We start from the raw sequence: 24,790 nt of genomic DNA, 5'->3' as shown, positions 1-24,790 counted from the left end.
ATTTCCCCTGCGCTCTGGCAGGGGAAATTTACCCGGTTAATAGCCCGCCAGAATTTCATCAATGCCGGGTTTCAGCAGTTCGCCCCGCCATCCGGTCAGTAATTCCGGCTGACGTCCCTGTGGCTTAAGGTCCCAGTGTTGGCTCAATACCTGATTAATTTGACGTCGTGACGCCAGTAACTCCTGACTGAATCCACTCTGTTCACTTACCTGCTGCACCAGCGCCTTCATCGCTTTAAATACCTGCTTGTAGTGCGGATAGTCGATCAGATTGCCCAGCGGAGCGGGTAGTTCGCTCTCCTCCAGCGCCTCAGCTTCTGCCACCCGTGCCACCAGCGTTTTACCGTGAAAACGGATTTCGTGGCCTGACAGCCCCAGATGATCCAGTTCACCGAGTGAACCTGGCATAAAGCGCGCCACTTTCCACAGGTGCTCTTCACGTACCACAAAGTTAACCGCCATATCCTTTTCACGCGCCAGCTTCAGACGCCAGGCCGCCAGTCGCTGCAACGCCGCCAGCTGACGCGGACGCAACTGCCAGGCATTGGTGATATCGCGCCAGGCTTCATCCGGCGACAGGCTATCCAGACGTCGCTGACAAAGGTTATCGCACTCACTGAGTGCCGCCGCCGTATTGCCAGCCTCTTCAGTATTGATCATCAGCTGACGGGCAATCGGCAGCAGATAGTGAACGTCCGCCGCCGCATACTCGCACTGACGCTGGGTCAGAGGACGTGCCAGCCAGTCCGTGCGTGACTCACTTTTATCGAGTTCAACCTGAGTGAAATGCGCCACCATCGAAGCAAAACCCCATGAGAGCGGCTGGCCGGAAAATGCCGCCAGAATCTGGGTATCGATCATCGGCGTCGGCAGCACGCCAAAGCGATGCAGGAAGACTTCCAGATCTTCACCACCAGCATGCAGGAATTTGGTCACGCGGGTGTCGGTCAGCAGAGCGATAAAGGGAGACCAGTCACGGATACTCAGCGGGTCAATCAGCACCAGTTGCTGATCGTCAAACAGTTGGATCAGGCCGAGCTGAGGGTAATAAGTGCGGGTGCGGACAAATTCGGTATCCAGTGCCACCGCTGCATGCTGGCGCGCTTTCTGACATACGTCTGCCAGTTGATCATCCTGGTCGATAAGGGAATAGTTCACGTCTGATTTTCACCGCAGCCAACAACGCGCGGCGCTCCATGTTAAAAACAATAAAAACGCCGGACATGCCGGCGTTCAACCTCAATTCCTGTCCGGATTTAGCTCGTGCTGGGTTTCGCCTCGTCGCGCAATTCACGCCGCAGGATCTTGCCAACGTTGCTTTTTGGTAACTCATCACGAAACTCAATGATTTTCGGCACCTTGTAACCGGTCAGCTGACGGCGACAATGATCGAGCACTTCTTCTTTGGACAGCGACGCATCTTTTTTCACGATGCAGACTTTAACCGCTTCACCAGAAAGATCGCTGGGCACACCAATCGCCGCGGCCTCACGCACTTTAGGGTGCTGCATCAGCACATCTTCGATTTCATTCGGATAGACATTAAAACCTGATACCAGAATCATATCTTTTTTGCGGTCAACGATGCGAATAAAGCCTTCATGATCAACGGTAACAATATCACCGCTGTGGAGCCAGCCATTTTTCAGCACTTCCGCTGTCGCTTCCGGATGCTGCCAGTAGCCCAGCATTACCTGCGGACCGCTGATACAGAGCTCCCCCGGTTCACCCGCAGGCACTTCGTTTCCGGCGTCATCCAGAATCAGCACATCTGTCGAGGGAACCGGCAAGCCGATACTGCCGGTATGACAACTGATGTCATAAGGATTAACTGACACCAGCGGCGAACACTCGGTCAGGCCATAGCCTTCCAGAAGGTAGTGTCCGGTCAGCTTTTCCCAGCGCTCGGCCACCACTTTCTGCACCGCCATCCCGCCACCTGCGGAAAGACGTAGCGTTGAAAAATCAAGTTTAATGAACTGCTCATCGTTGAGTAGCGCGTTAAACAGCGTATTCACACCGGTAATCGCGGTAAACGGGAATTTCCCCAGCTCTTTAACAAAACCAGGAATATCGCGCGGATTAGTGATCAACAGATTCTGACCGCCCAGCGCGAGAAAAAGCAGGCCGTTCACCGTTAAAGCGAAGATGTGGTAAAGCGGTAGCGCGGTGACGACTAACTCTTTACCGTCGCGCAGCACTTTGCCGTAGGTTGCCCGGGTCTGCTCAAGATTCGCCTGCATGTTGCGATGGGTCAGCATAGCCCCTTTAGCCACGCCGGTGGTGCCACCGGTATATTGCAGGAAGGCGAGATCGTCATTCGAAACCGTCGGGCGGTGATAATCGAGCGTAGCGCCAACGTCCAATACCTGGCGAAATGAGATTGCACCCGGCAAATGGTATTTTGGTACCAGTTTCTTAACATACTTGACGACAAAATTAACCAGCGTTGCTTTTATCGGCGCCAGCTGATCGCCCATCCGTGTCAGGATAACGTGCCGAACAGCGGTTTCCGCCACCACTTTCTCCAGCGTGTGAGCAAAATTCGAGACAATCACAATTGCGCTGGCACCACTGTCATTAAGCTGATGCTTTAGCTCACGCGGCGTGTAGAGCGGGTTTACATTAACCACCACCATACCCGCGCGTAGCACCCCAAAGAGAGCCACTGGATACTGGAGTAAGTTAGGCATCATCAGTGCCACCCTGTCGCCCGCTTTCAGGCCCAGTTGCTGCTGAAGATAAGCGGCAAACGCGCGGCTCTTCTCTTCCAGCTGACGATAACTCATCTTCTGACCCATGTTCAGAAACGCGGGTTGATCGGCGTAGCGATTTGCGGCCTGCTCGAACAGATCCACCAGTGAGGTGTAACGATCTGCATTTATTTCAGCAGGTACATCTGCCGGGTAGCGTTTCAGCCAAACCTTATTCAAGGATCCACCCCGATAATTATATTGTATTTCCATCGCTGCCTCAGCTAACCGGGTTTTTTAACAATATTTTAACTGATTGTACCAGTTTGCCTGTTTCGGCATGTTGAGGTTGCGAAGTGCATCACTAAATTTCGTGCTGATAAACAGGCAAATAAAAAGCCCGGCAGCGTGAACCGCGACCGGGCTGAATAATATGAATTTCACACTTACTCGGTCAGAATGGTCTGCACCTCTGTCGGGCCACTGTTGACCATTCCCCAGTAGGGATTAGGCCCCCAGTATCCGCCTCGGTGGCGGGTTGGACCATACCAGATCCAGGGATCCATAGGCTGTGGCGGTGACATCACCTGCTGGGCCAGGCGCCAGCGCTGATAACCCCGCACATCGATGACCGCAAATTTATAGTCCGCCTCGCCAATTTTTCCCTGCTCCGTACCTTTAAGGATACCCAACACCGTAACATACTGGTTTCTGACATCTACCGGATCAACAAAGCCGTGGATATCGGCATAAATCCGACCAACCGAGGCCGCCCCCAGACGCGGTCTGGCGCTCTCGTCCAGCGGTTGTGCGGCAATTTCAAGCCGGGTTTTGCCGTTCAGGTTAGTCACATTCACCACCTTACCGCCAAAACGCGATTCCTGCCCAACGTAAATGGCCGGATCGTTCATGACCCGCAACAAATCCTGCTGTGGCTGAGGTGAACTCCCCTGCAGGGTGTCAGGAATTGAAACACAACCGGTTAACACCAGCATACAGGTCAGCAGCAGACCTGAAAGCCCTTTACCACACATTGACGACATAGACGTTCTCCCGTTAGGTAAAGACTTAGACTGGACGCATAACAATAAGTTGCGTGCATTTTACCGGCCAGGTAATTTTTTCCAGGCGACTTCATTACGTAGATAAGTAGGCTCAGCCGTTTCCGGCAGCAGCGTATTACCCTGCGCCAGCGAAATGGTCGCCAGTGGCAGCATATCCTCTGCGGCAGGCAGTGTGACATCACTGGCATTCAGGATCAGATCGTGTCCCTCTAGCAGAGCAGGATAAGCCTGCCAGCCTGTGCCTGCGGTCATCCACTCACCAGAGAGCGCCTGCATCCTTTCCAGTGCCGCCTCGGGCGACAGCACACTTTCGCTGGCCTCACCCTGCCAGGCACCCTGTGCATCACGCTGATATTCGGCCCAGTAGACCTCACCCATCCGCGCATCGATAGCGGTTAATACCCGGGTTGCCCCGTGCAGACGCCATGCACCTTCCGCCAGCGTCGCCAGCGTGGAAATCGCGATCATCGGCAGTGATGCGCCCAAAGCCAGTCCCTGAGCAATACCAATGCCAATCCGCACGCCGGTAAAACTGCCGGGACCGCGACCAAAGGCAAGCGCGTCCAGATCCGTCAGTTCCAGCTGCTTCGCCAGAAGTAACTCCTCGACCAGCGGTAAAATACGCTGGGTATGATCGCGTGGGGCAATTTCGAATCGGGCATCAATCTGTTGCTGATTCAGCAAGGCGGCTGAACAGGCTTCTGTCGCCGTATCCAGCGCTAAAATTCGGGCTGACATGACTACCTCAGAAGAAAGAAAACGGCGCGCATCTTAGCATAGAATTACGCGTCTGGTTCGGGTTGCTGGCGGATAAAGGCGATGGCACGGGCCATATCACGGGTTCGCGGCGTCGGCGGCAGGCTGTTTATAAACAGTGCGCCATAAGGACGTGACACCAGCCGCTGATCGCAAATAACCAGGACGCCACGATCGTCAGTATCACGAATCAAACGCCCCACGCCCTGTTTAAGAGTAATCACCGCATCCGGCAACTGCACATCCGCAAAAGGATCGCCGCCACGAATACGGCAATCTTCCATTCTGGCTTTTAACAGCGGATCTTCCGGTGAGGTGAACGGCAGTTTGTCGATAATGACCAGCGACAGCGCGTCACCCCGCACATCCACGCCCTCCCAGAAACTGCTGGTCGCCACCAGCAGGGCATTGCCCTTCTCAATGAATTGTTGCAGTAACTGGCCTTTGCTGGTTTCACCCTGCACCAGCACCGGCAGTGTCATTGAGGCGCGAAATTCTGCTGCCAGTTCACGCATCATCAGATGAGAGGTGCAGAGAAAGAAACAGCGGCCTTTATTGGCATCAATCAGCGGCTTCATCATCGCGGCCAGCTGACGTGCACCACCCGGACGGTTAGGCTCCGGCAGATTGCGCGGGACGCAGAGCAGTGCCTGCTTCGCAAAGTCGAACGGGCTGTTCAGAATCAAACTTTTTGCCGCATTGACACCCAGCCGTTCGGCGAAGTGGGCCATTTTTCCATCCACCGCCAGGGTGGCGGAGGTGAAGATCCAGGCAGCCTTACGATTATCCATCACTTCACGAAAGCGTTCCGCCACCGAGAGCGGCGTCAGCGCCAGGGTAAAGTGACGCGAGGTGCATTCATACCAGTAGCTGTAGCCCGGCTCGTTAATCGCCCGCAGCCGTTTTAATCGGCCACGATAGAGCGCGGCCCGCTCAAAGGCGGCATCCAGTAAGGCTGAACGGCCCAGTGAGAGTTTAATAACGTCGTAACAAAGCTCAAGTGCATCATCCAGCAGAGTGAACATTCGCAGTATCGCGTTATCGCTCAGCAGCTCGCGCAGATTACCGCGATAGCCAGGATCGCCTAACGACAGACGGAAATCCTGCGCGCATTGCGCCAGGCGGTCTGCCGATTTCTGCAGTTGCTGAGCATCCCGAACTTCAGTGCGATAAGCGGTGATAATGTCTTTGGCGAGATCGAGTAACTGGCGGCTGGAGAGCTGCTGTCCAAAATATTGACTGGCGATATCAGGCAACTGATGGGCTTCGTCGAAGATCATGACATCAGCTTCAGGAATAAGTTCGCCAAAGCCGCCCTCTTTCACCACCAGATCGGCGAGGAACAAATGGTGATTCACTACCACCACATCGGCGTCCATTGCGCGTTTTCGCGCTCTGACCACGAAACACTCTTTATAGCGTGGGCAATCCGTGCCGAGGCAGTTATCGTTGGTGCTGGTGACCAGCGGCCAGACCGGGCTGTCTTCGGTCACGCCAGCACAGCTGCTGATGTCACCCTCTTCTGTCTGGGATGACCAGCTGCGCAGCGTCACCAAATCGGTCAGCGCCTGCACGGTGAGATCGCCGCCCGCCATTGATTGCTGTTCCATGCGTTCCAGACAGAGATAGTTGGAGCGCCCTTTAAGCAAAGCAGTTTTACCTTTGTATTTCAGTGCCTTGATCATAGTAGGCAGATCGCGGGCATAGAGCTGATCCTGCAGCGCTTTGGATCCAGTGGAGATAATCACTTTTTTACCGGCCCGCAAGGCGGGGGCCAGGTAAGCATAGGTTTTACCGGTGCCAGTACCGGCCTCGACAACCAGTTCACCCTGCTCTTTTACGGCTTCGGATACCGCCTGCGCCATCTCACGTTGTGCTTCACGCGGCTTAAAGCCTGCGATTGCCAGCGCCAGTGCGCCATCCACTGCAAAATCGTCTGCCACATACCCTCACTAAGAACGGCAAAAACACTGTAATTATGTCAGTATTGGATCAACAAATCAAAATGGATAATTAACAATAACTTAGCTATTTTAAGCGGGTAGCGAAGTGCTCGCGACTGAGCCAGGTTCATGTCTGCGAGTTATGAAAATGGCGGCACAAGGCCGCCTGAAGAGCAGTCCTCCCTGAGCCAATAGGCCTGATGCCGAATGGGCACTGGGAAAGCGAGCAGAAAACGTCGTGATTACTCTACAATCATGCGTCCGTTGAGATGCTGCAACGGACGATTATTGGTGGTTTTCAGCGCCTGTCTAAACGCGTCAAGCTGCGCCTGAGAGAGCGTAACCGGCTGTTTCAGCACCAGCCAGCGAATACCTTCGCTGCAGGGGGGTGTCGTCAGAGAACCGCTGAAACGATAGTAGTGCAGGTCTTCCGGGAAGAGATCGCGTAAATTTACCAGGCGATTAATGCTTACCTGCTGGTTTTCCTTTTGAGGCATAGCGTCAATCAACGGCACCAGTGCCGAATTCTCTTTCCCGACCTTAAACATCACCGCCACCACGGCCGAATCGCCATCCTCTTTGCTGTGTACAAAGTGGGCTTCGAGGGGAAAAGTGTGCCCATTGATCTGGTTTTCACTTGGCGTATGGAAGTGATACTGCCGCAGAGTGAACTTTTCACTGTCCAGAACAAAGTCATCTTCTTCATTAACAGTCACCTGAATGGTGTGTCCATTGTTAATCACCTTTTCGGCCGAAGTGTGGTATGCCAGATCGAGTGCCTGCAAATGTCCCTCGATCGGATCTTTAATATTGATTGGCGACTGAAACTTGCCTTCGTGACAGATGTGGAAATCGCGGGTCAGTTCACTCCAGTGCTCCGGGCCAGCTTTGCCCTCGTAAGTCCAGTGCGGTGCCGCCGCACCGACTGCGCTGATGGTCGAGAGCGCCAAAACCAGACTTAACATTTTAGGTCGTTTCATTTTATCCCTGCTTTATAAGCTAATTTGCGGCAGGGATAATATTTCGCTCACCTTTGAGTCAGCAAGGTGACAAAATGCGGTAAATCAAAATCTGAACGAATAAAGGGCTTATAATTTTCATCGATGTTAATTAAATTAACATCGATGATGAAAGGACTTTATTTAAGCGAATTATCTGTGACGTTTATCTGATTAACACGATCTGACTGCTGAAATTTATTAAGCAGCGAGGTGAACGAGGGATTCATCAGCAGGCTTAACCCCACAAGCGCGGAGAGAGGCGAATCAGGGGCGCATAACGTGAGAAACCGCAAAACTGCACGACCGGCAGTTTTGCGGTGCAGGATTAACTCAGAAGACAGGAACCTCGTCCTACATCCTTTTCAGACGGCTAAACATCCTTTTCTAAAGGATCGTCTTCCTCATCCTCTTCTTCATCTTCCGGATAGATCTCAGCATCATCTGGCAGCGGTTCATCGTAATCAGGACGTTCAGACATAATTACCTCCGGTGATAAATAGCAGTGCTGCTATTTCAACTGAGCATAGTTAACCGGCACTGCAGGCCCCACATTTTCCGCCTGAAGTGTGAGCCAGGCGTGAAATTGCTGAAATAGACTGAAAACAATCTCACCGTGCAGCGCTAATGGTGTATGTAAAGCGCTCCCGCCAGCATGATGATGAAAAGCACAGCAAAAGTAATGAAACCCTGCTTATTGCCTTTTGACAAACCTACAAACGCCGCGATCACAATAAGCAGCAGCGTCAGTGCGCCAGCCATAACCCAAAACAGATACTGCGTATTCGCCATTCTCTAATCCTCTTACTGTGGCGCTATCTTTCGGCTGATTTATAACATCTTTAAGCAGGTAGTGTCCTCAATTCCGTCCCTCTGCCAGTGCATTAACCCCCAATGCGGGCGCGAAATTCATGACGTCAGCCCCCAGACCTGCGGCCCGACAGTGTGATGCAGTTATCAAATGCAAAGGATCGCAGAAAGGAAACAAATGCCCGGCTTATAATGATTAAATCAGCTTAACGTTGGGATGTGGCATCCGTGGGCTGACGTGCTGAGACTGGCTTAACATTGCCGTTCAGACGGTGTTAACCAGATGGCCTTAACCCGACTGCCTGACTCAGGCGGAGGAACGTTATGAACTATTTCCGCATCGGCTCCCTGGCTGGCGTGCTGCTGATCTGTGGCTGCCAGGCACCCACTCCCGATCAGGCTCGTCAGCAGCAGCCCGTTTTTCAGGGTCAGAGCGCCCGAACTGTCCCTCAGCTCAGCGATTGTATTTATCGCGGCTGGTCAACCACCAACGTCATTGCCAAAGATAACACCACCCATACCCAGCCCAATGGCAGCGAAATTAGCGTCTTTACCTGGGAGGATTCGATTTTCGCGGATGTTTCGTCCCACAGAAAAGGGGCGAATGTGAAATATTTCACGACTTTCCAGATGGCTCCTCAGGTGATCGCTGACAGACAGGCGATTGTTGAACACTGCCTGTGAGGCGTAAGAGGTGACAGCGATGTCAGGAATATGCCAGGCTAATGCGCAATTAACCAGGGAGAAACCGATGAGTATTACCCGCATTGACCCGGAACACCGCATGTCCGAAGCCGTGATCCATAATGACACCATCTATTACACCAGTGTGCCTGAAAACCTGGATGCCGACGCAGAAGCGCAGACAGCCGATGCGCTGGCGGTAATTGATGCGATACTGACCCGGCTCGGCAGCGATAAAAGCAAAATCCTTGATGCAACGCTATTTCTGGTGGATAAGGCTGATTTCCCAGCCATGAATCGAGCCTGGGATGCCTGGGTCTCCCCGGGCAACGCACCAGTCCGTTGCACGGTCCAGGCCGGTCTGTTGAATCCAAAGTACAAAATCGAAATTAAAATCATCGCCGCACGTTAATCATGCCGGGCGTTATTCTTCTTCGTTTTCTTCATCTTCGTCGTCGAATAGCGCCCGAATCCGTTCGCCCTTATGATTTTGTCGGATTTCCTGCGCCACCTGGGCGATCGCTTCACCGCTCGATAAACCGCCCGCCATCAATTCCTGAATACGTTCGACGGCTTGCTGTTGCTGCTCATGTGAGAGAGCCGGTAATCCAATAAACATGTTTCACTCCTGCGTTGGGGCAGACAGTATCCCACGCTGAACTAACAGGTGCCAGTCAGGAAAAAATATGTCAGTCTGACCGCCTCTTTGCTTGCTGATTTCTCTGCCCGATGATTGTTAAAACCCTCACTCTTGATTATACCCCGGATGCGCTGACTCAGCGTTTTGCCACAATTTCCCATCTACCCTGGGCGATGCTGCTCTCTTCCGGCCAGGCCAGCCACAGCAACAATCGCTTTGATATTCTGACAGCCGATCCCCGTGCCACCCTGGTGACCCGCGGTGCGATTACGACCCTCACCGATCCCACTGGCACGACCGAATCGACCACCGATCCACTGCTGCTGGTTCAGCAGCAGTGCGATGCGCTGGGCGTGACGCCTGCTGTCAGCGAGACTCTGCCCTTTCAGGGCGGTGCGCTGGGGCTGTTTGGTTATGATCTGGGCCGCCGGTTCGAGTTGCTGCCCCAGCAGGCTGCAGCCGATCTCACTACGCCTGACATGGCGGTGGGGATCTATGACTGGGCATTGATTGCCGACCATCATCGGCAAACGCTGACGCTGCTGGCATTAAATAACGCTGAAAACCGCGCCGCCTGGCTGGCGCAGTGGCCCGTGCGCGAGTCCATGCCCTTTTCACTGACCAGTCACTGGCGCTCCAACCTGAGCTATGCAGATTACGCTACGCGCTTTCACGCGGTTCAGGCCTATATTCAGGCAGGTGACTGTTACCAGGTTAACCTGGCGCAGCGTTTTCAGGCCGGTTATCAGGGTGATGAGTGGCAGGCGTTCACCCTGCTCAATGCGGCTAACCGTGCGCCATTCAGCGCTTTTCTGCGTCTGTCTGAGAGTGCGATCCTCAGCCTGTCGCCTGAGCGCTTTCTGTCGCTGAATAAGAAACAGATCGAAACCCGACCAATCAAAGGTACCCGGCCACGCTGTGCCGATCCGGTGGCGGATGCGCAACAGGCCGAGGCGCTGCGCCATGCAGAAAAAGACCGGGCCGAAAACCTGATGATTGTCGATTTAATGCGTAACGATATTGGCCGCGTGGCACTGCCCGGTTCAGTTACGGTGCCGGAGCTGTTTGTGGTTGAACCCTTCCCCGCCGTGCATCACCTGGTGAGCACGGTGCGGGCGGAGCTACCTGATACTCTACAGGCCACTGATCTGCTGCGCGCCTGTTTTCCGGGCGGCTCGATTACCGGTGCGCCCAAGATCCGGGCGATGGAGATTATTGATGAACTGGAACCGCAGCGCCGTAATGCCTGGTGCGGCAGTATTGGCTATCTCAGCCTGTGTGGCCGGATGGATACCAGTATCACTATCCGCACACTGATCGCCGAAGGCCAGCAGCTCTACTGTGCTGCCGGCGGCGGGCTGGTGGCAGACAGCGATCCTGAAGCGGAGTACCAGGAAACGCTCGATAAAGTCAGCCGGATCTTACCGGCACTGGAACAGACAGGAGATTCAGTTGGCGCTGACACTTGATGCTTTCCGCAGCCGTTTTCTGTTGCAGCAGCCTGCCCGCAGCACGCAGCGTCTCTGCGGTCGCCATGCGGCGGTACTGGTGCCGATTGTGTCGCGCCCTGAACCGGGTCTGCTGCTGACGCAGCGCTCACACGCCCTGCGCAAACATGCCGGACAGGTCGCTTTTCCGGGGGGCATGCAGGACGATATCGACACCTCACTGATTGCTACTGCACTCCGTGAGGCGCAGGAAGAGATCGGTATCGATCCGCAGCAGGTCGAAGTATTAGGCGCCCTGCCTGCCGTGACCAGCAGCACCGGCTTTCAGGTAACGCCGGTGCTGGGGATCATTCCGGCTGATCTGCGCTTAGCAATTAATCCGGACGAGGTGCGCAGCGCTTTTGAGATGCCGCTGGCCGAGGCATTGCAGCTCAGCCGCTACAGCGCGCTTGAAGTGCAGCGGGCGGGCGTAAGACACCCGGTCTGGCTATCGCGTTATCAGGATTATCTGGTGTGGGGCATGACCGCCGGGATTATACGTTCACTGAGTACTCAGATCGCATTCTGAGGCCATTTCTTCTTGTTTCCAGGCTTCAGGCCCGTCAGTGCCCTGCCGGGCTGCGCTATAATTTTTTCTATCGGCTTTAATAAGTTTATTTCATGCGAAAAGCTGCTCTTTTCCGGTGCATGACTATTACTATGGGCGCCATAAACTGCCCCGGCAGACTGAGAATAATTGTGAGGAGTGTCACCCGTGATTAGTGTTTTCGACATGTTCAAAGTGGGCATCGGCCCCTCGAGTTCACATACTGTCGGCCCGATGAAAGCGGGTAAACAGTTTGTGGATTTGCTGTGCGAACAGGAAAAGCTGCAGGAGGTCACCCGGATCGCCGTGGATGTTTACGGTTCTCTGTCACTGACCGGCAAAGGCCATCACACCGATATCGCCATTATTATGGGTCTGGCGGGTGAATCGCCAGATACGGTAGATATCGATGCAATCCCCGCTTTCATTAAAGATGTTGAGCAGCGTGAGCGCCTGCTGCTGGCAAAAGGCGCGCATGAAGTCGATTTCCCGCGTGAAGGCGGCATGGTGTTTCGCAGTGAGAATCTTTCACTGCATGAGAATGGACTCCGCCTGCTCGCGTTCGCAGACGACCTGCTGATCCTGTCGAAAACCTACTATTCCGTGGGCGGCGGCTTCATCGTCGATGAAGAGCATTTCGGGCAGTCTGCACTGGACGAAGTTTCTGTGCCCTGGCCGTTCCACTCAGCCAAAGATCTGCTGGCTCACTGTCGTGAAACCGGCCTGTCACTGTCGGGTCTGGTGATGAAAAATGAGCTGGCGCTGCACAGCCGCGACGAAATACATGCCTATTTCACTACGATCTGGCAGACGATGCAGGCCTGTATTGATCGCGGCCTGAATACTGAAGGTGTGTTGCCAGGTCCGTTACGGGTGCCGCGCCGCGCTGCCTCCCTGCGTCGCCTGCTGACCTCCTCCACTAAACACTCCAGTGATCCGATGATTGTAATCGACTGGATCAATATGTACGCGCTGGCTGTCAACGAAGAGAACGCCGCGGGTGGCCGTGTGGTGACCGCGCCCACTAACGGTGCCTGCGGTATCGTGCCTGCGGTACTGGCCTACTACGATCACTTTATCGAGCCGGTAACACCGGATATTTTCCTGCGCTATTTTCTTGCCTCAGGTGCGATCGGCGTGCTGTACAAAATGAACGCCTCCATTTCCGGCGCAGAAGTGGGTTGCCAGGGTGAAGTGGGAGTTGCCTGTTCCATGGCGGCGGCCGGTCTGGCAGAACTACTGGGCGGCAGCCCGGAGCAGGTGTGCGTAGCCGCTGAAATCGGCATGGAGCATAATCTTGGACTAACCTGTGACCCGGTAGCTGGTCAGGTTCAGGTACCCTGCATTGAACGTAATGCGATTGCTTCGGTTAAAGCGATTAACGCGGCGCGCATGGCGCTGCGTCGCACCAGTGAACCCCGCGTCTCGCTGGATAAGGTCATCGAGACGATGTATGAAACCGGCAAAGATATGAACGCGAAATACCGTGAAACCTCACGTGGCGGTCTGGCGATTAAAGTTCAGTGTGATTAAATGAAACGTTTAATTTGTTTAAATGACGTGCAAATGTAAGAAAATCCGCCCCCTGCGCTATCTCAGCGCAGGTTTAAACGGTAGAGTGTTTCCCGCGCAGCCGTCCGGTTTGCGCAGCTTTCCAGACCCGCTTTTCTGCATTCCGGCCTCAATATTGACCTGGCCGTGCCGATATTAACCCCGTTATTTTTTGCTTTTTTCTGGCTTTTTGGGAAGGTGGATACTGATGTTTATGGCCCAGCAATATGTTGGACAATTCAGACGCAAGCGTTTGCTAATCACACTGTCAATTGCCACCGTGGCGCTGATATTAACCCTGGCCTTTCGCTATATTGAAGAGAAGTCACGCATTGAACAGCTAGCGATGGATTTCGCCGACAAAGCGATTATGCGGTTTGATCGGATGTTTTCACCGCTGGAGGTTTCAGCGAACAATACGCTGGGCCTGGTCGGTGTGCCCTGTCAGGATGTTCGCTTTCCACTCATCGAAAAAATCGCTTCTTTGCAGACGGTTCGCGCGATCCTGCTGGTAGATAATGACAAACTTTACTGCTCCAGTATTTATGGCCCGCGCGCTATCCCTTTCAGCCAGACCTACCCCGACTTAGCCTTCAACAGCCAGCGTATGGTGCTGTCAACCGATCAGTATCTGCTGAAAGGCTCCCCGGTTTTACTGCTGTGGACGCCAAAGAGCCTGGATAACCGTTCCGGCATTTTGCAGGTGATTAACATCGAAATGATGAGCAACTATCTGCTGGAACCGCAGTTGCCCTGGGTGGAACGTGCTGTATTTAACGTCAACGGAGAGAGTCTGGAGTATGGCAATCCGCTGATTGAGCCAACCGTACCGGCAGATGATGAAGTGAGCTATGAGCAGGGATCGCTGCGCTATCCCTTTACGCTCACCCTGTATGGCCCTTCACCGACCCGGCTGGCGCTGGCGAAGCTTCCATCACAGTTGCCGCTGGCGCTACTGCTGAGTCTGCTGATGGGCTACATTGTCTGGCTGGCAACAGCAAATCGTATGAGCCTGAGCTGGCAAATCAGTAATGGCATCACGGCCCGAGAATTTATGGTTTATTGCCAGCCGCTGATCAATACACGACGTGGTGTGTGCGACGGCATTGAGTTATTGCTGCGCTGGCATAATGCCCGTCAGGGCTGGATTGCACCGGATGTTTTTATTCCGCTGGCCGAACGCCAGAATCTGATCAAGCCGCTAACGCGCTTTGTGCTGAATGAAGTGGTAAGGCAGTTACCTCAATTGCCCGATGATCCCGCTTTCCATATCGCTATCAATGTTGCTGCCAGCCATTTCCGCGACCGTGCCATTCTTGAGGATCTGCAAAACCTGTGGTGGCCTGCCAACCCGGTGCCGAAACTGGTGGTGGAACTTACCGAGCGGGATGCCCTGCCGGTGGTGGACCAGTCAGTGATTACGCAACTGCACGATATAGGTGTCCGGCTGGCGATTGATGACTTCGGCACCGGACACAGCTCGCTCTCTTACCTGAAAGATCTGCAGCCAGACGTGCTGAAAATCGACAAAACTTTTACGGCAGCCATTGGGACTGACGCGATTAACGCTACCGTGACGGATATGGTGATTTCGCTGGCCCAGCGCCTGAATATCAGTCTGGTGGCTGAGGGGGTGGAAACCGCTGAGCAGGCAGCGTATCTGTGTGAGCGTGGTGTGGATCACCTGCAGGGCTACTATTATGCCCGCCCGATGCCGCTTCAGGACTTTCCGGCGTGGCTGGCGAAACATCAGGCTGATGCACGAAAATAACAGACGAACTTGCGCCATGTCTCCCTGCCTGATTACGTTGCACCACAGATAAAAAAACAGCCGCGGCGTTCAGGCAGCGGCTGTCAGGGAAAATCAGCGAAGCCGGTTGAGCCGGTAACGCTTCAGCATTGCATTACCCCTCTTCATCTTCGTCATGCGGTTTATCTTTGGTTACCCGCACCAGATCGATACGGTAGTCGGTTGCTTCGATAATCTGGAAGTGCAGCGGAGTGATATCAATCACATCGCCAGGCAGCGGTAACTGCCCTTTCTGCTCAATCAACAGGCCCGCCAGCGACGCGTGGTCTTCTTCCGGGTCGACCAGTTCATGGAAGTCCAGCAACTGCTGAAGCGAGTGCAGGTCGGTACCCCCTTTCACTAACCAGCCATCACCATCTGCAATGATATCGGGTGTTTCATCTTCATCCGGGAATTCACCCGCAATCGCTTCCAGTACGTCCAGCGGGGTAATCAAACCCTGCACCACGCCAAACTCGTTGGTGACAATCACAAAACTGCCTTTGGCACGACGCAGCACCCCTAGCAGGTTGATCGGATCCAGTGTCTCCGGCACCACGATGGTTGGCGTATTGGCCGCAAAGGTCGCCACATCCACGCCGTGCTCCAGCGCCACCAGCAACTCTTTGGCCCGGACCACGCCGACGATCTCATCCAGTTCACCACGACAGACCGGGAACAGACTGTGTGGCGTGTCCAGCAACTGACCGCGAATCTCATCCACCGGACGGTTCGCATCGACCCAGGAGATTTCACCGCGCGGCGTCATAATGCTGCGAATTGAGCGGGAAGCCAGCGTCAGCACGCCATTAATCATGTAGCGTTCTTCATCTTTAAACGCTTCTTGCGGCATCACTTCCGCCAGCGCGGCCTCTTCGCTGCTGCTGCTGGTGTTGTTATTGCTGGCCGTCTGGGCGCGGTTGCGGCCCCCCATCAGGCGCAAAATCGCTTCTGCGGTGCGTTCACGCATCGGGCGATTTGACTGATGGCGGATAAAGTTACGGCGCGCAATCTGGTTGAAAAGCTCAATCAGAATCGAGAAGCCAATCGCCGCATACAGATACCCTTTAGGAATATGGAAACCAAAGCCTTCTGCCACCAGTGACAGACCGATCATCAGCAGGAAGCTCAGACAGAGCACCACGACGGTCGGATGCGCGTTAACAAAGTTGGTTAACGGTTTAGACGCCAGCAGCATCACACCCATGGCAATCACGACAGCGGTCATCATCACCGGCAGGTGGTTGACCATACCGACAGCGGTGATAACGGCATCCAGCGAGAACACGGCGTCCAGCACCACAATCTGCGTCACTACTGCCCAGAAACTGGCATATCCCCGATTACCGGACCCGTCGAGCTGCCGGTTCTCCAGCCTCTCATGCAGCTCCATGGTCGCCTTAAACAACAGGAACAGACCACCTGCCAGCAAAATTAAATCACGACCGGCAAAGCTGAAACCGCCTACGCTAAAGAGAGGCGTCGTCAGTGTCACCATCCAGGAGATCAGCGACAGCAGGCCCAGACGCATCACCAGCGCCAGCGACAGGCCAATCAAACGTGCTTTATCACGCTGCTTTGGCGGCAGTTTGTCGGCCAGAATGGCAATAAATACCAGGTTATCGATGCCGAGAACGATTTCCAGCACAACAAGCGTCAGTAAGCCCGCCCAAATTGAGGGGTCGAATAAAAATTCCATTATTTATGACTCCTGAACAGGGAACAGAACGAGCCGGTGCGTATCAGCGCGGTAAAGCGTGACATCCGGGTAGTCGGAAAAGCGATGAAAACGCCGAAAGGCGAAGGGTGACGCGCCAGCAGGCGCAAAGAACAAAGTAAGCGACGTCGGTGACGATCCATAAAGGTGGGCTGAAGCCCGTTACTCCTGAAGTAATAAACAGAACGTTAATGTATCAGGTCGGGGAATTGCGTCAAAAAATTTTCTTATTTTTACAATCTGCAGGGCGGATGATCGGGCGCATAAAAAAGGTAACTGGCCACTTGACGGGGTGAATAGCTGACAGACATCACATAATTTATTTTTTCGATCACTAAAATAAATCGCGACTTGACCGCCTTAATGTAGTTAAACAATGATTTTTCGAAGCTATATCGATTATTCGATTTACCCGGTTAAAAAGATAACCAAAGTATGACTCAATACAGTTCATTTATTCAGATGAGCATCTCTAGCGAACGGAGGTAGCACGTGACCATTGCGATTGTAATTGGTACACACGGCTGGGCAGCGGAGCAACTGCTGAAAACAGCAGAAATGCTGTTGGGCGAGCAGGACAATGTCGGCTGGATAGACTTTGTCCCCGGTGAAAATGCAGAAACACTGATTGAAAAATACCAGGCTCGGCTGGCAGAACTTGATACCCGCCAGGGGGTACTGTTTTTAGTCGATACCTGGGGCGGCAGCCCGTTTAATGCGGCCAGCCGCATTGTGGTCGACAAACCACAATATGAAGTCATCGCCGGGGTCAATATCCCAATGCTGGTCGAAACCCTGATGGCACGCGATGACAATCCCGGTTTTGATGAGTTGGTCGCCGTGGCGGTTGAGACCGGTCGTGAAGGGGTCAAAGCTCTGAAAGCTAAAGAAGAAGCGCCAGCACCGGTCGCGGTAAAACCCGTCACTGCGGCGCAACCGGCTAAACCCATGGCGTCCGGTGATCACATGAAAATCGGCCTGGCGCGCATTGATGACCGGCTGATTCATGGACAGGTCGCGACGCGCTGGACAAAAGAGACCAACGTTCAGCGCATTATCGTGGTCAGCGATGAAGTGGCTAATGATCACGTGCGCAAAACGCTGCTGACGCAGGTCGCTCCGCCAGGCGTTACAGCACATGTGGTGGATGTCGATAAGATGGTGCGGGTGTGGAATAACCCGAAGTATGGTCAGGATCGCGTGATGCTCCTGTTTACTAACCCCACAGATGTGCTGCGCGTGGTGGAACAGGGTGTCGATATTAAAACCGTCAACATCGGGGGTATGGCATTTCGACAGGGAAAAACCCAGGTCAATAATGCGGTCTCGGTCGATGAAAAAGATATCGCCGCCTTCCACAAACTCAATGAACGCAATATTGAACTGGAAGTACGCAAAGTTTCCAGTGATCAGAAACTAAAAATGATGGACCTTATTGCGAAAGTTAACGCGTAACAGAAGCACTTATGCGCCTGCGGTTACAGGCTCATTTTCGTTATCCTGCTGAGGACAAGAAGTATGATGGAAATAACCTCGCTACAAATTATTTTGATTTTTATTGTCGCCTGCGTTGCTGGTATGGGGTCGATCCTGGATGAATTCCAGTTTCACCGCCCGCTGGTGGCCTGTACGCTGATTGGTATTGTGCTGGGTGACATGAAAACCGGCATTATTATCGGTGGTACGCTAGAGATGATTGCGCTGGGCTGGATGAACATTGGTGCCGCCGTTGCACCCGATGCCGCCCTCGCCTCCATCATCTCTACCATTCTGGTTATCGCTGGCGGTCAAAGTGTCGGTGCCGGTATCGCGCTGGCGATTCCACTTGCCGCAGCCGGACAGGTACTGACCATCATCGTACGTACGCTGACCGTGGCCTTCCAGCACGCAGCTGATAAAGCAGCCGAGAAAGGTAACCTCACGGCCATCTCCTGGATTCACGTTTCTGCCCTGCTGTTACAGGCAATGCGTATCGCCATTCCGGCACTGATCGTAGCGATTTCGGTCGGCACCAGTGCGGTTCACGCCTTACTCAGTTCGATTCCTGAAGTGGTCACCAACGGCCTGAATATCGCGGGTGGCATGATTGTGGTCGTAGGTTACGCAATGGTCATCAACATGATGCGCGCAGGCTACCTGATGCCCTTCTTCTATCTGGGTTTCGTTACCGCAGCCTTTACCAACTTTAACCTGGTGGCGCTGGGCGTAATTGGCGTGGTTATGGCAGTGCTCTACATTCAGCTCAGCCCGAAATACAACCGTGTGGCGGGAGCACCAACAGGCGCTGCAACTGCAAACGATCTTGATAACGAACTCGATTAAGGAACAGGTGAGCACATGGTTGATATTACGAAAGTCGAAAAGAAACTGACACCCGGTGATGTCCGCGCCGTCTTTATTCGCTCTAACCTGTTCCAGGGTTCATGGAACTTTGAACGTATGCAGGCGCTGGGCTTCTGCTTCTCAATGGTGCCGGTGATACGCCGTCTCTATCCCGAGAACAACGATGAGCGTAAGCAGGCGATCAAACGTCATCTGGAGTTCTTTAATACTCATCCTTATGTAGCCGCGCCGGTACTGGGCGTCACTATGGCGATGGAAGAGCAGCGTGCCAACGGCGCCCCCATCGATGATGGCGCGATTAACGGCCTCAAAGTCGGCCTGATGGGACCGCTGGCCGGTGTAGGCGACCCGATATTCTGGGGTACGGTGCGTCCGGTATTTGCCGCGCTGGGTGCCGGTATCGCGCTGAGCGGCAGTCTGCTGGGCCCCCTGCTGTTCTTTATACTGTTTAACCTGGCACGTCTCCTGACCCGCTACTACGGCGTGGCGTATGGCTATCGCAAAGGGATCGATATCGTCAGCGACATGGGCGGTGGTTTTCTGCAGAAACTCACGGAGGGCGCTTCGATTCTGGGCCTGTTTGTGATGGGGGCGCTGGTCAACAAGTGGACTCACGTCAACATTCCGCTGGTGGTATCACGCATAACCGACTCCACCGGAAAGACTACCGTCACCACGGTACAGTCGATCCTCGACCAGCTTATGCCGGGCGTGGTGCCCCTGCTGCTGACGTTTGGCTGTATGTGGCTGTTACGCCGTAAAGTGAACGCACTGTGGATTATCGTCGGCTTCTTTGCCATCGGTATTTTTGGTTACTGGATCGGCCTGCTGGGCGTGTAATTTCATCCTGCCGGGAGCCTGCGCTCCCGGCTTTTAAGCGTGGTGAGCTGAGCCATAACCGGCTGATCTCACCCTGTTTGAGGTAGATGTGATGTCTTCAACCGACGCGCTGATAGTGTTATGTATTGCCGCCCTGCTGCTGTTTGCCGTCTATGATGAGGCAATTCTGCCCCGTCGTCGCGGCCCGACCCGTTTACAAGTTGCCCTGCGCAGGCGGCATAAAATCGACGGCCTGATTTTTATCGTGCTGCTGCTGATCCTGCTGTGGAACAACATTACTCACCATGGCCCGCAGCTCACCACCTCACTGCTGATGGTGCTGAGTTTTCTGTCGTTCTGGCTTTTCTGGCTGCGAAAGCCAACGCTCCTGATGAAGAGTGAAGGATTCTTTTACGCGGGTGTCTGGATTGATTACCGGCGGATTCAGGGCATGAATCTCTCTGAGGATGGGATTCTGGTGATTCAGCTGGAACAGCGTCGGCTACTGCTCGCGGTTCAGCAACTCGACGATCTGGAGCGGATCTTTAACACCCTGGTAGAAGCGCGTTAATCGCGCTGCCACATTGTCAGGATAAAGTCGGCATCACAGCGGAACTGTTCGCTCTGCTGCAGGGTTTGCCAGACCTCCTCCCGCGCACGCCAGGCGAACGGCGTCATCTGAAGCAGGGTCGTAGCAGCCGCGCCCGTCAGCGCCATGGGGTAACGCAGTGCCTGCTGCGCCACCTGCCGGAACCCGGGATAATCTTTCTGCTCCGGCGCATGCAACTGCACTTCACGATAAATCAGCGCTTTGAACTGCTGCAGATGGTGCGAACCCGGCGTAACCGTCAGCACCGTGCCGCCTGGCTTCAGCACGCGTGCGAGTTCCGCTTCATTGCAGGGTGCGTAGATTCGTACAACCGCATCCAGGGCGTTTTCGGCAAAGGGTAAGCGCTGACTGGAAGCGACGCAAAAGCGCACGGCAGGATAGCGCTTTGCAGCCAGCCGGATTGCCAGTCTTGCGACATCCAGTCCATAAACCTGCCCGGCATCGCCCGCCGCGTCAGCCAGCGCGGCGGTGTAGTAACCTTCGCCGCAGCCGATATCAAGAATTTGGCACCCCGGATGATTCAGCGCCGGGTTAAGCAATCTGACAACCTGATCACGCAGCGGCTGATAGTAGCCTGCCTCAAGAAATTCCCGTCGTGCCTGCATCATCTCAGCACTGTCACCCGGTTCACGCGACCGTTTATGCTGAACGGGCAGCAGATTGACATAGCCCTCTTTCGCCTGATCAAACTGATGACGATTCTCGCAGCACCAGCTGCGCTCAGTGAAGGTAAGAGGAGAGTGGCAAAGAGGGCAAATCAGGGACATAGCGGGCTCCAGCATCAGATAACGCGGCGCAGTGTAACCCTAACGTTTCCGCATCGGAAGCATAAAGAAAGCCCCGGCTGATCAGCCAGGGCTTTAAGATTGCATGTCAGGGTGCGATGCACCGAGTTGGAGCCGAATCAGATAGCAGTAACGTTAACGGCTGCCGGGCCTTTCTGGCCATCCTGAATTTCAAACTCAACGCTCTGGCCTTCAGCCAGGGTTTTGAAACCATTACCCTGAATAGCAGAGAAGTGTACGAATACATCTTTGCTACCGTCAGCAGGGGTGATAAAACCAAAACCTTTAGACTCGTTGAACCACTTAACCTGACCTTTAATCTTTGCCATTTTGCACATTCCTTAAGATGTTTATTTAGCCCGAAAGCTGTCTTACAGAAAAACCAGAGACATTACTGCATGAGGCACTAATTAAGGTTCGGCAAGGAAGCGGTATTCAACGTCAACGTCTTTACTCGTACTTCTTTACTGAAGATGCCATGCATAAACAGAACTGTACCTCGTTTAACCCAGGAATTGTTATCACATATCCTAAAAACAATGGCAAGCCATTTTTAAAGCCTCAGCGAGCCTGTGCACACAATTGCCAGAAGGCTCACATTGCCTGTTCTATGGGGGTTTACAAATGGCCCTGCGAATAAAGCAACAGTGCGGCCTGCGCCCTCTTCCGCCTCTGTTGCCAGGAGTAACCTGATGGATACCATAAGAAATTAATATTTCACAAATATGGCAATAACGGAATGAATAAGCGAAACGGCATTCCTGGAGATTAGCAATAATCTGACGTCAATCCTGTACATAGCCTTTTATTTCGTACAATTAACACTTTTTTGCACCAAAAACAGGAGCCATACATTAGCCCTGCTCCAAATAAAAGCAACCAAGCCGATTTTACTTATTAAGAATTTAACTTTTGATTTGAAAAATTGATGTAGATAAAAAAACCTCCGGTTTTTATTTATCCTGGACGCTTTGGGATAATTCCTAGTCGAAATTATTCAGCATGCGGCATTCGCCTATTCGCCACGGTGCGAAACCGCCATTGTGCTCGTTTGCCCGCAACAGCGCATCCGCCAGTTCTTTTGGTGGCGCATCCAGTGACTCATCGGCCAGTTCGAACACGCCCCAGTGGATAGGCAGCGTCAACGGCCTGCCTGCTGCCTGCCACAGCGCCACAGCCTGATCGGGGTCCATATGCTGTCCCGCCATGAACCACTTAGGTGCATATGCGCCAATTGGCAAAGCGGCCAGGCTGAACGGGCCAAGACGAGCAGCAATCTCATGCAGACTGTCGCTGTAACCGCTATCGCCCGAGAACCAGAAACGGACGGAAGCAGCACGCACCACCCAGCCGCACCAGAGCGAACGATTTCGATCGCGCGGCGTTCTCATACTCCAGTGACGTGCCGGCACGGCATCAAAGTGGAGATCGCCGACCGTCATCTGTTGCCACCAGTCGAGCTGATGCACCCGTTTTACGCCCTGCGTTCTGCACCAGTTGGCCAGACCCAGCGGCACAATAAAGGTGACCTGCGGAAAACGCCGGACAATCGCTTTAACCGTTGGCCGATCAAGATGATCGTAATGGTTATGTGAAATCAGCACGACATCCAGACGCGGCAGATCAGCAATGCTGAGCGGAGCTGGCGTTTTGCGCTGCGGCCCGGCAAAAGGCAGCGGCGAGGCGCGAGAAGAGAGCGCGGGATCGATCAGGATATAGTGCTGGTTCAGCCGCAGCAGCACGGCTGCATGTCCCAGCCACCAGATGCTATCGTCACTGCCGCTGATATCGGCGGGCTGCCACCATCGATCGGTGAAAGCTTCATAGCCTTGCTGTGGTGGATGCGGCAGCCCCTGTGCTTTGCGCTCTCTGCGCCAGCGCTTCAGAGAGCCCGGCTGACGCAGATTCGGTTCAGGATTACAGAATCCCTCTGGAGTGTGATGCGCTTTGCGACTGTCATACCACGGATTTTTCCAGACCATCCCGCCTCGCTACAGTGATTAACGTTCCGGGATCAACCGGATAAAGTCGCGTTTCTCCTGATCGTCATCAGTTTTCTTCATCTCTGTGCCTGGCTGCATCTCGATTAAACGGCGCAGCAGCTGATTCTGCTTCTTCTGCTCTTCCAGCAAAGATTCCAGTAAGCGGATTTGCTCTCCGGCGCGCACGCTGGCCCGGTTAACAAAGAACCAGACGATAAACGCCACAATCAAAATTATGACCAGCAGGCCATAACTGACCAGTGGACCCGAATTTGCGGCTAACTCATTCATAACTGCCTCGTAGAACTCAGTGGAAACGCCAGAACATGACAACCGCTCATTCTACCTGTAGCCATCGTAAAAGATAATGGGGTTAACACCATTGCAGAATTAGCCGTTTCAGTTATCTCTGATCGATCCCACCAGAAAAGCGAGGCATGCTGATATCATTGTAACTGGCAGCACCACATGGAGCGCTGAGTTATCTTTCACAAGGAGACATAATGAAACTATTTATTCGCACGATAGGCTTGCTGGCGGTGATCTGGCTGGCGATGCTGTTCACGGGTTATGGCGTGTTAACCGGCAGTACAAAGAATGCAGCCGGACTTGGCCTGCAGTGCAGCTATCTTACCGCTCGCGGCGTGATTAGCGCGCAATATCTGCATACTGACAGTGGCGTAGTGGGCGTCACAGATTGTCCGTTGCTGAAAAAAAGCGGAGAAGTGATCGATAATTAGCAAAACAGCGGGCCGGCTGGCCCGCTGTTTTCAGAACGGGTAGTCGTGGTAGCCCATCTCTGATGAGAGTTTACGCGCCGCCTGATGCAGCATTGCAACATAATCCTGTTGGGCATCTTCTGAAAAGCGAAGGGTGGGAAAAGAGATACTAAGCCCGGCAATCACCACGCCAAAACGGTCAAACACCGGCACGGCAAGGCAGCGTAATCCCTCTTCCTGCTCTTCATTATCTTCACCATAGCCCTGCGTTCTCACCTGCTCCAGCGCCGTCATCAACGCCTCAGCGCTTAACAGCGTATTGGCCGTGCTGCGTTTGAACTCCACATCCCGCAGAATCTCCTCAACTTCGCTGCGATCGCGCCAGGCGAGCAAAACTTTTCCAATCGCGGTGGTATGCAGTGGATTACGGCGGCCAACACGAGAATACATACGCAGATTATAGAGCGAGTCGATTTTGTGGATATAGACAATGCTGTCCTCTTCCAGCGCGCCCAGGTGAATAGTCTCTTTGGTCAGACGTGATAGCTCACGCATCTGCACATCCGCGCTGCGAATTAAATCAACGTTCTGCAGTGCTTTAGCACCCAATTCAAATAACTTCAGCGTCAGTGAGTACTTTTCGCTCTCACCTTCCTGGGTAACATAGCCCAGCGACTTCATGGTCTGCAGAAAACGGTAAACGGTGCTTTTTGACATCATCACGCGCTGCGCGAGCTCAGTAATACCGTGATCGCGTTCTTCACCCAGCGCCTGCAGAATACCGAAGACTTTAAGTACCGAAGAGACGGAATCAGGCTGTTTATCATTCTCAGCAGAGGACATCGCACACCTT

Annotated in this window: 25 protein-coding genes; 11 read left to right on the top strand and 14 right to left on the bottom strand. The window is 53.7% G+C overall.

The genetic code is table 11. The annotated features are described in order from the left end of the window. Positions 1 to 36 precede the first annotated feature (36 nt). From rnd to WFO64_RS14185, 7 genes are all read right to left on the bottom strand, one after another. Positions 37 to 1,158, bottom strand: coding sequence for a ribonuclease D (gene rnd / locus WFO64_RS14215; RefSeq protein WP_337012705.1), 1,122 nt, complete (start codon positions 1,156 to 1,158; stop codon positions 37 to 39). Between the two features lie 98 nt (positions 1,159 to 1,256). Then, the gene (fadD, locus tag WFO64_RS14210) at positions 1,257 to 2,933 is read right to left on the bottom strand and encodes a long-chain-fatty-acid--CoA ligase FadD (RefSeq protein ID WP_337012703.1); all 1,677 of its coding nucleotides are present in this window, start codon (positions 2,931 to 2,933) and stop codon (positions 1,257 to 1,259) included. A gap of 206 nt (positions 2,934 to 3,139) precedes the next feature. Beyond that, positions 3,140 to 3,736, bottom strand: coding sequence for a Slp family lipoprotein (locus WFO64_RS14205; protein ID WP_337012701.1), 597 nt, complete (start codon positions 3,734 to 3,736; stop codon positions 3,140 to 3,142). Between the two features lie 60 nt (positions 3,737 to 3,796). Next, complete coding sequence (gene tsaB / locus WFO64_RS14200) at positions 3,797 to 4,495, bottom strand: tRNA (adenosine(37)-N6)-threonylcarbamoyltransferase complex dimerization subunit type 1 TsaB (RefSeq protein WP_337012699.1); 699 nt, start codon at positions 4,493 to 4,495, stop codon at positions 3,797 to 3,799. Positions 4,496 to 4,539: 44 nt separating this feature from the next. Then, positions 4,540 to 6,456 (bottom strand): ATP-dependent DNA helicase, encoded by a 1,917-nt coding sequence (locus WFO64_RS14195; protein WP_337012697.1) that lies wholly within the window; start codon positions 6,454 to 6,456, stop codon positions 4,540 to 4,542. 242 nt (positions 6,457 to 6,698) lie between these two features. Then, positions 6,699 to 7,436 (bottom strand): carbonic anhydrase, encoded by a 738-nt coding sequence (locus WFO64_RS14190; RefSeq protein ID WP_337012695.1) that lies wholly within the window; start codon positions 7,434 to 7,436, stop codon positions 6,699 to 6,701. Between the two features lie 642 nt (positions 7,437 to 8,078). Then, the gene (locus WFO64_RS14185) at positions 8,079 to 8,246 is read right to left on the bottom strand and encodes a hypothetical protein (protein WP_337012693.1); all 168 of its coding nucleotides are present in this window, start codon (positions 8,244 to 8,246) and stop codon (positions 8,079 to 8,081) included. A 342-nt stretch (positions 8,247 to 8,588) separates the two neighbouring features. Between WFO64_RS14185 and WFO64_RS14180 the strand changes: the two genes are divergently transcribed. After that, positions 8,589 to 8,948 (top strand): hypothetical protein, encoded by a 360-nt coding sequence (locus tag WFO64_RS14180; RefSeq protein ID WP_337012691.1) that lies wholly within the window; start codon positions 8,589 to 8,591, stop codon positions 8,946 to 8,948. A 67-nt stretch (positions 8,949 to 9,015) separates the two neighbouring features. Beyond that, positions 9,016 to 9,360, top strand: a complete 345-nt coding sequence (locus tag WFO64_RS14175; protein WP_337012689.1) for a RidA family protein — start codon at positions 9,016 to 9,018, stop codon at positions 9,358 to 9,360. A gap of 12 nt (positions 9,361 to 9,372) precedes the next feature. On the opposite strand, the gene WFO64_RS14170 is transcribed toward WFO64_RS14175, so the two are convergent. Beyond that, on the bottom strand, positions 9,373 to 9,567 hold the full coding sequence (locus tag WFO64_RS14170) for a YoaH family protein (protein ID WP_337012687.1): 195 nt from the start codon (positions 9,565 to 9,567) through the stop codon (positions 9,373 to 9,375). Positions 9,568 to 9,677: 110 nt separating this feature from the next. Here WFO64_RS14170 and pabB point away from each other — a divergent pair, with 110 nt between their 5' ends. The 4 genes from pabB (at position 9,678) to WFO64_RS14150 (ending at position 14,944) form a co-directional block, all read left to right on the top strand. Next, positions 9,678 to 11,057, top strand: coding sequence for an aminodeoxychorismate synthase component 1 (pabB, locus tag WFO64_RS14165; RefSeq protein ID WP_337012685.1), 1,380 nt, complete (start codon positions 9,678 to 9,680; stop codon positions 11,055 to 11,057). Continuing rightward, a complete protein-coding gene (locus tag WFO64_RS14160; RefSeq protein ID WP_337012683.1) occupies positions 11,041 to 11,604 on the top strand; it encodes a CoA pyrophosphatase in 564 nt (187 codons plus the stop codon). The genes pabB and WFO64_RS14160 overlap by 17 nt, the downstream gene beginning before the upstream one ends. A gap of 186 nt (positions 11,605 to 11,790) precedes the next feature. After that, positions 11,791 to 13,155: an L-serine ammonia-lyase gene (locus WFO64_RS14155; protein WP_337012681.1), complete on the top strand. Its 1,365-nt coding sequence runs from the start codon at positions 11,791 to 11,793 to the stop codon at positions 13,153 to 13,155. Positions 13,156 to 13,381: 226 nt separating this feature from the next. Beyond that, positions 13,382 to 14,944, top strand: coding sequence for an EAL domain-containing protein (locus WFO64_RS14150; protein WP_337012679.1), 1,563 nt, complete (start codon positions 13,382 to 13,384; stop codon positions 14,942 to 14,944). Positions 14,945 to 15,077: 133 nt separating this feature from the next. Here the strand turns inward: WFO64_RS14150 and WFO64_RS14145 are convergent, their stop codons facing one another. Then, entirely contained in the window at positions 15,078 to 16,661 is a 1,584-nt protein-coding gene (locus WFO64_RS14145) for a TerC family protein (RefSeq protein WP_337012677.1), read from the bottom strand. A 510-nt stretch (positions 16,662 to 17,171) separates the two neighbouring features. Between WFO64_RS14145 and manX the strand changes: the two genes are divergently transcribed. The 4 genes from manX to WFO64_RS14125 all read left to right on the top strand — a co-directional run bounded on the left by manX (position 17,172) and on the right by WFO64_RS14125 (position 20,412). After that, positions 17,172 to 18,134 carry a PTS mannose transporter subunit IIAB gene (manX, locus tag WFO64_RS14140; RefSeq protein ID WP_337012675.1) on the top strand — a complete coding sequence of 321 codons (963 nt, stop codon included), beginning with the start codon at positions 17,172 to 17,174 and terminating at the stop codon, positions 18,132 to 18,134. A gap of 66 nt (positions 18,135 to 18,200) precedes the next feature. Next, on the top strand, positions 18,201 to 19,001 hold the full coding sequence (locus WFO64_RS14135) for a PTS mannose/fructose/sorbose transporter subunit IIC (protein WP_337012869.1): 801 nt from the start codon (positions 18,201 to 18,203) through the stop codon (positions 18,999 to 19,001). Positions 19,002 to 19,016: 15 nt separating this feature from the next. Continuing rightward, positions 19,017 to 19,862 (top strand): PTS mannose transporter subunit IID, encoded by an 846-nt coding sequence (locus tag WFO64_RS14130; protein ID WP_337012673.1) that lies wholly within the window; start codon positions 19,017 to 19,019, stop codon positions 19,860 to 19,862. Positions 19,863 to 19,953: 91 nt separating this feature from the next. Then, entirely contained in the window at positions 19,954 to 20,412 is a 459-nt protein-coding gene (locus tag WFO64_RS14125; protein ID WP_337012671.1) for a DUF986 family protein, read from the top strand. On the opposite strand, the gene rlmA is transcribed toward WFO64_RS14125, so the two are convergent. From rlmA to WFO64_RS14105, 4 genes are all read right to left on the bottom strand, one after another. Then, positions 20,409 to 21,218 carry a 23S rRNA (guanine(745)-N(1))-methyltransferase gene (rlmA, locus tag WFO64_RS14120; RefSeq protein ID WP_337012669.1) on the bottom strand — a complete coding sequence of 270 codons (810 nt, stop codon included), beginning with the start codon at positions 21,216 to 21,218 and terminating at the stop codon, positions 20,409 to 20,411. The genes WFO64_RS14125 and rlmA overlap by 4 nt on opposite strands. A 137-nt stretch (positions 21,219 to 21,355) precedes the next feature. Continuing rightward, positions 21,356 to 21,565: a transcription antiterminator/RNA stability regulator CspE gene (cspE, locus tag WFO64_RS14115; RefSeq protein WP_003852684.1), complete on the bottom strand. Its 210-nt coding sequence runs from the start codon at positions 21,563 to 21,565 to the stop codon at positions 21,356 to 21,358. 654 nt (positions 21,566 to 22,219) lie between these two features. Continuing rightward, positions 22,220 to 23,218: an MBL fold metallo-hydrolase gene (locus WFO64_RS14110; protein ID WP_337012667.1), complete on the bottom strand. Its 999-nt coding sequence runs from the start codon at positions 23,216 to 23,218 to the stop codon at positions 22,220 to 22,222. 18 nt (positions 23,219 to 23,236) lie between these two features. Continuing rightward, positions 23,237 to 23,509: a YebO family protein gene (locus tag WFO64_RS14105; RefSeq protein WP_337012665.1), complete on the bottom strand. Its 273-nt coding sequence runs from the start codon at positions 23,507 to 23,509 to the stop codon at positions 23,237 to 23,239. A 212-nt stretch (positions 23,510 to 23,721) separates the two neighbouring features. On the opposite strand from WFO64_RS14105, the gene WFO64_RS14100 reads away from it, so the two are divergent. Beyond that, the gene (locus WFO64_RS14100; protein ID WP_090960331.1) at positions 23,722 to 23,958 is read left to right on the top strand and encodes a YobH family protein; all 237 of its coding nucleotides are present in this window, start codon (positions 23,722 to 23,724) and stop codon (positions 23,956 to 23,958) included. 30 nt (positions 23,959 to 23,988) lie between these two features. Here the strand turns inward: WFO64_RS14100 and kdgR are convergent, their stop codons facing one another. Beyond that, a complete protein-coding gene (kdgR, locus tag WFO64_RS14095; protein WP_337012663.1) occupies positions 23,989 to 24,780 on the bottom strand; it encodes a DNA-binding transcriptional regulator KdgR in 792 nt (263 codons plus the stop codon). Between the last annotated feature and the right edge of the window lie 10 nt (positions 24,781 to 24,790).

The organism is Pantoea sp. AS142, from assembly GCF_037152305.1.
Taxonomy (GTDB): domain Bacteria; phylum Pseudomonadota; class Gammaproteobacteria; order Enterobacterales; family Enterobacteriaceae; genus Pantoea.
Note: the sequence above shows the minus strand (reverse complement) of the source record. Positions and strands in the feature narration are given on the sequence as shown.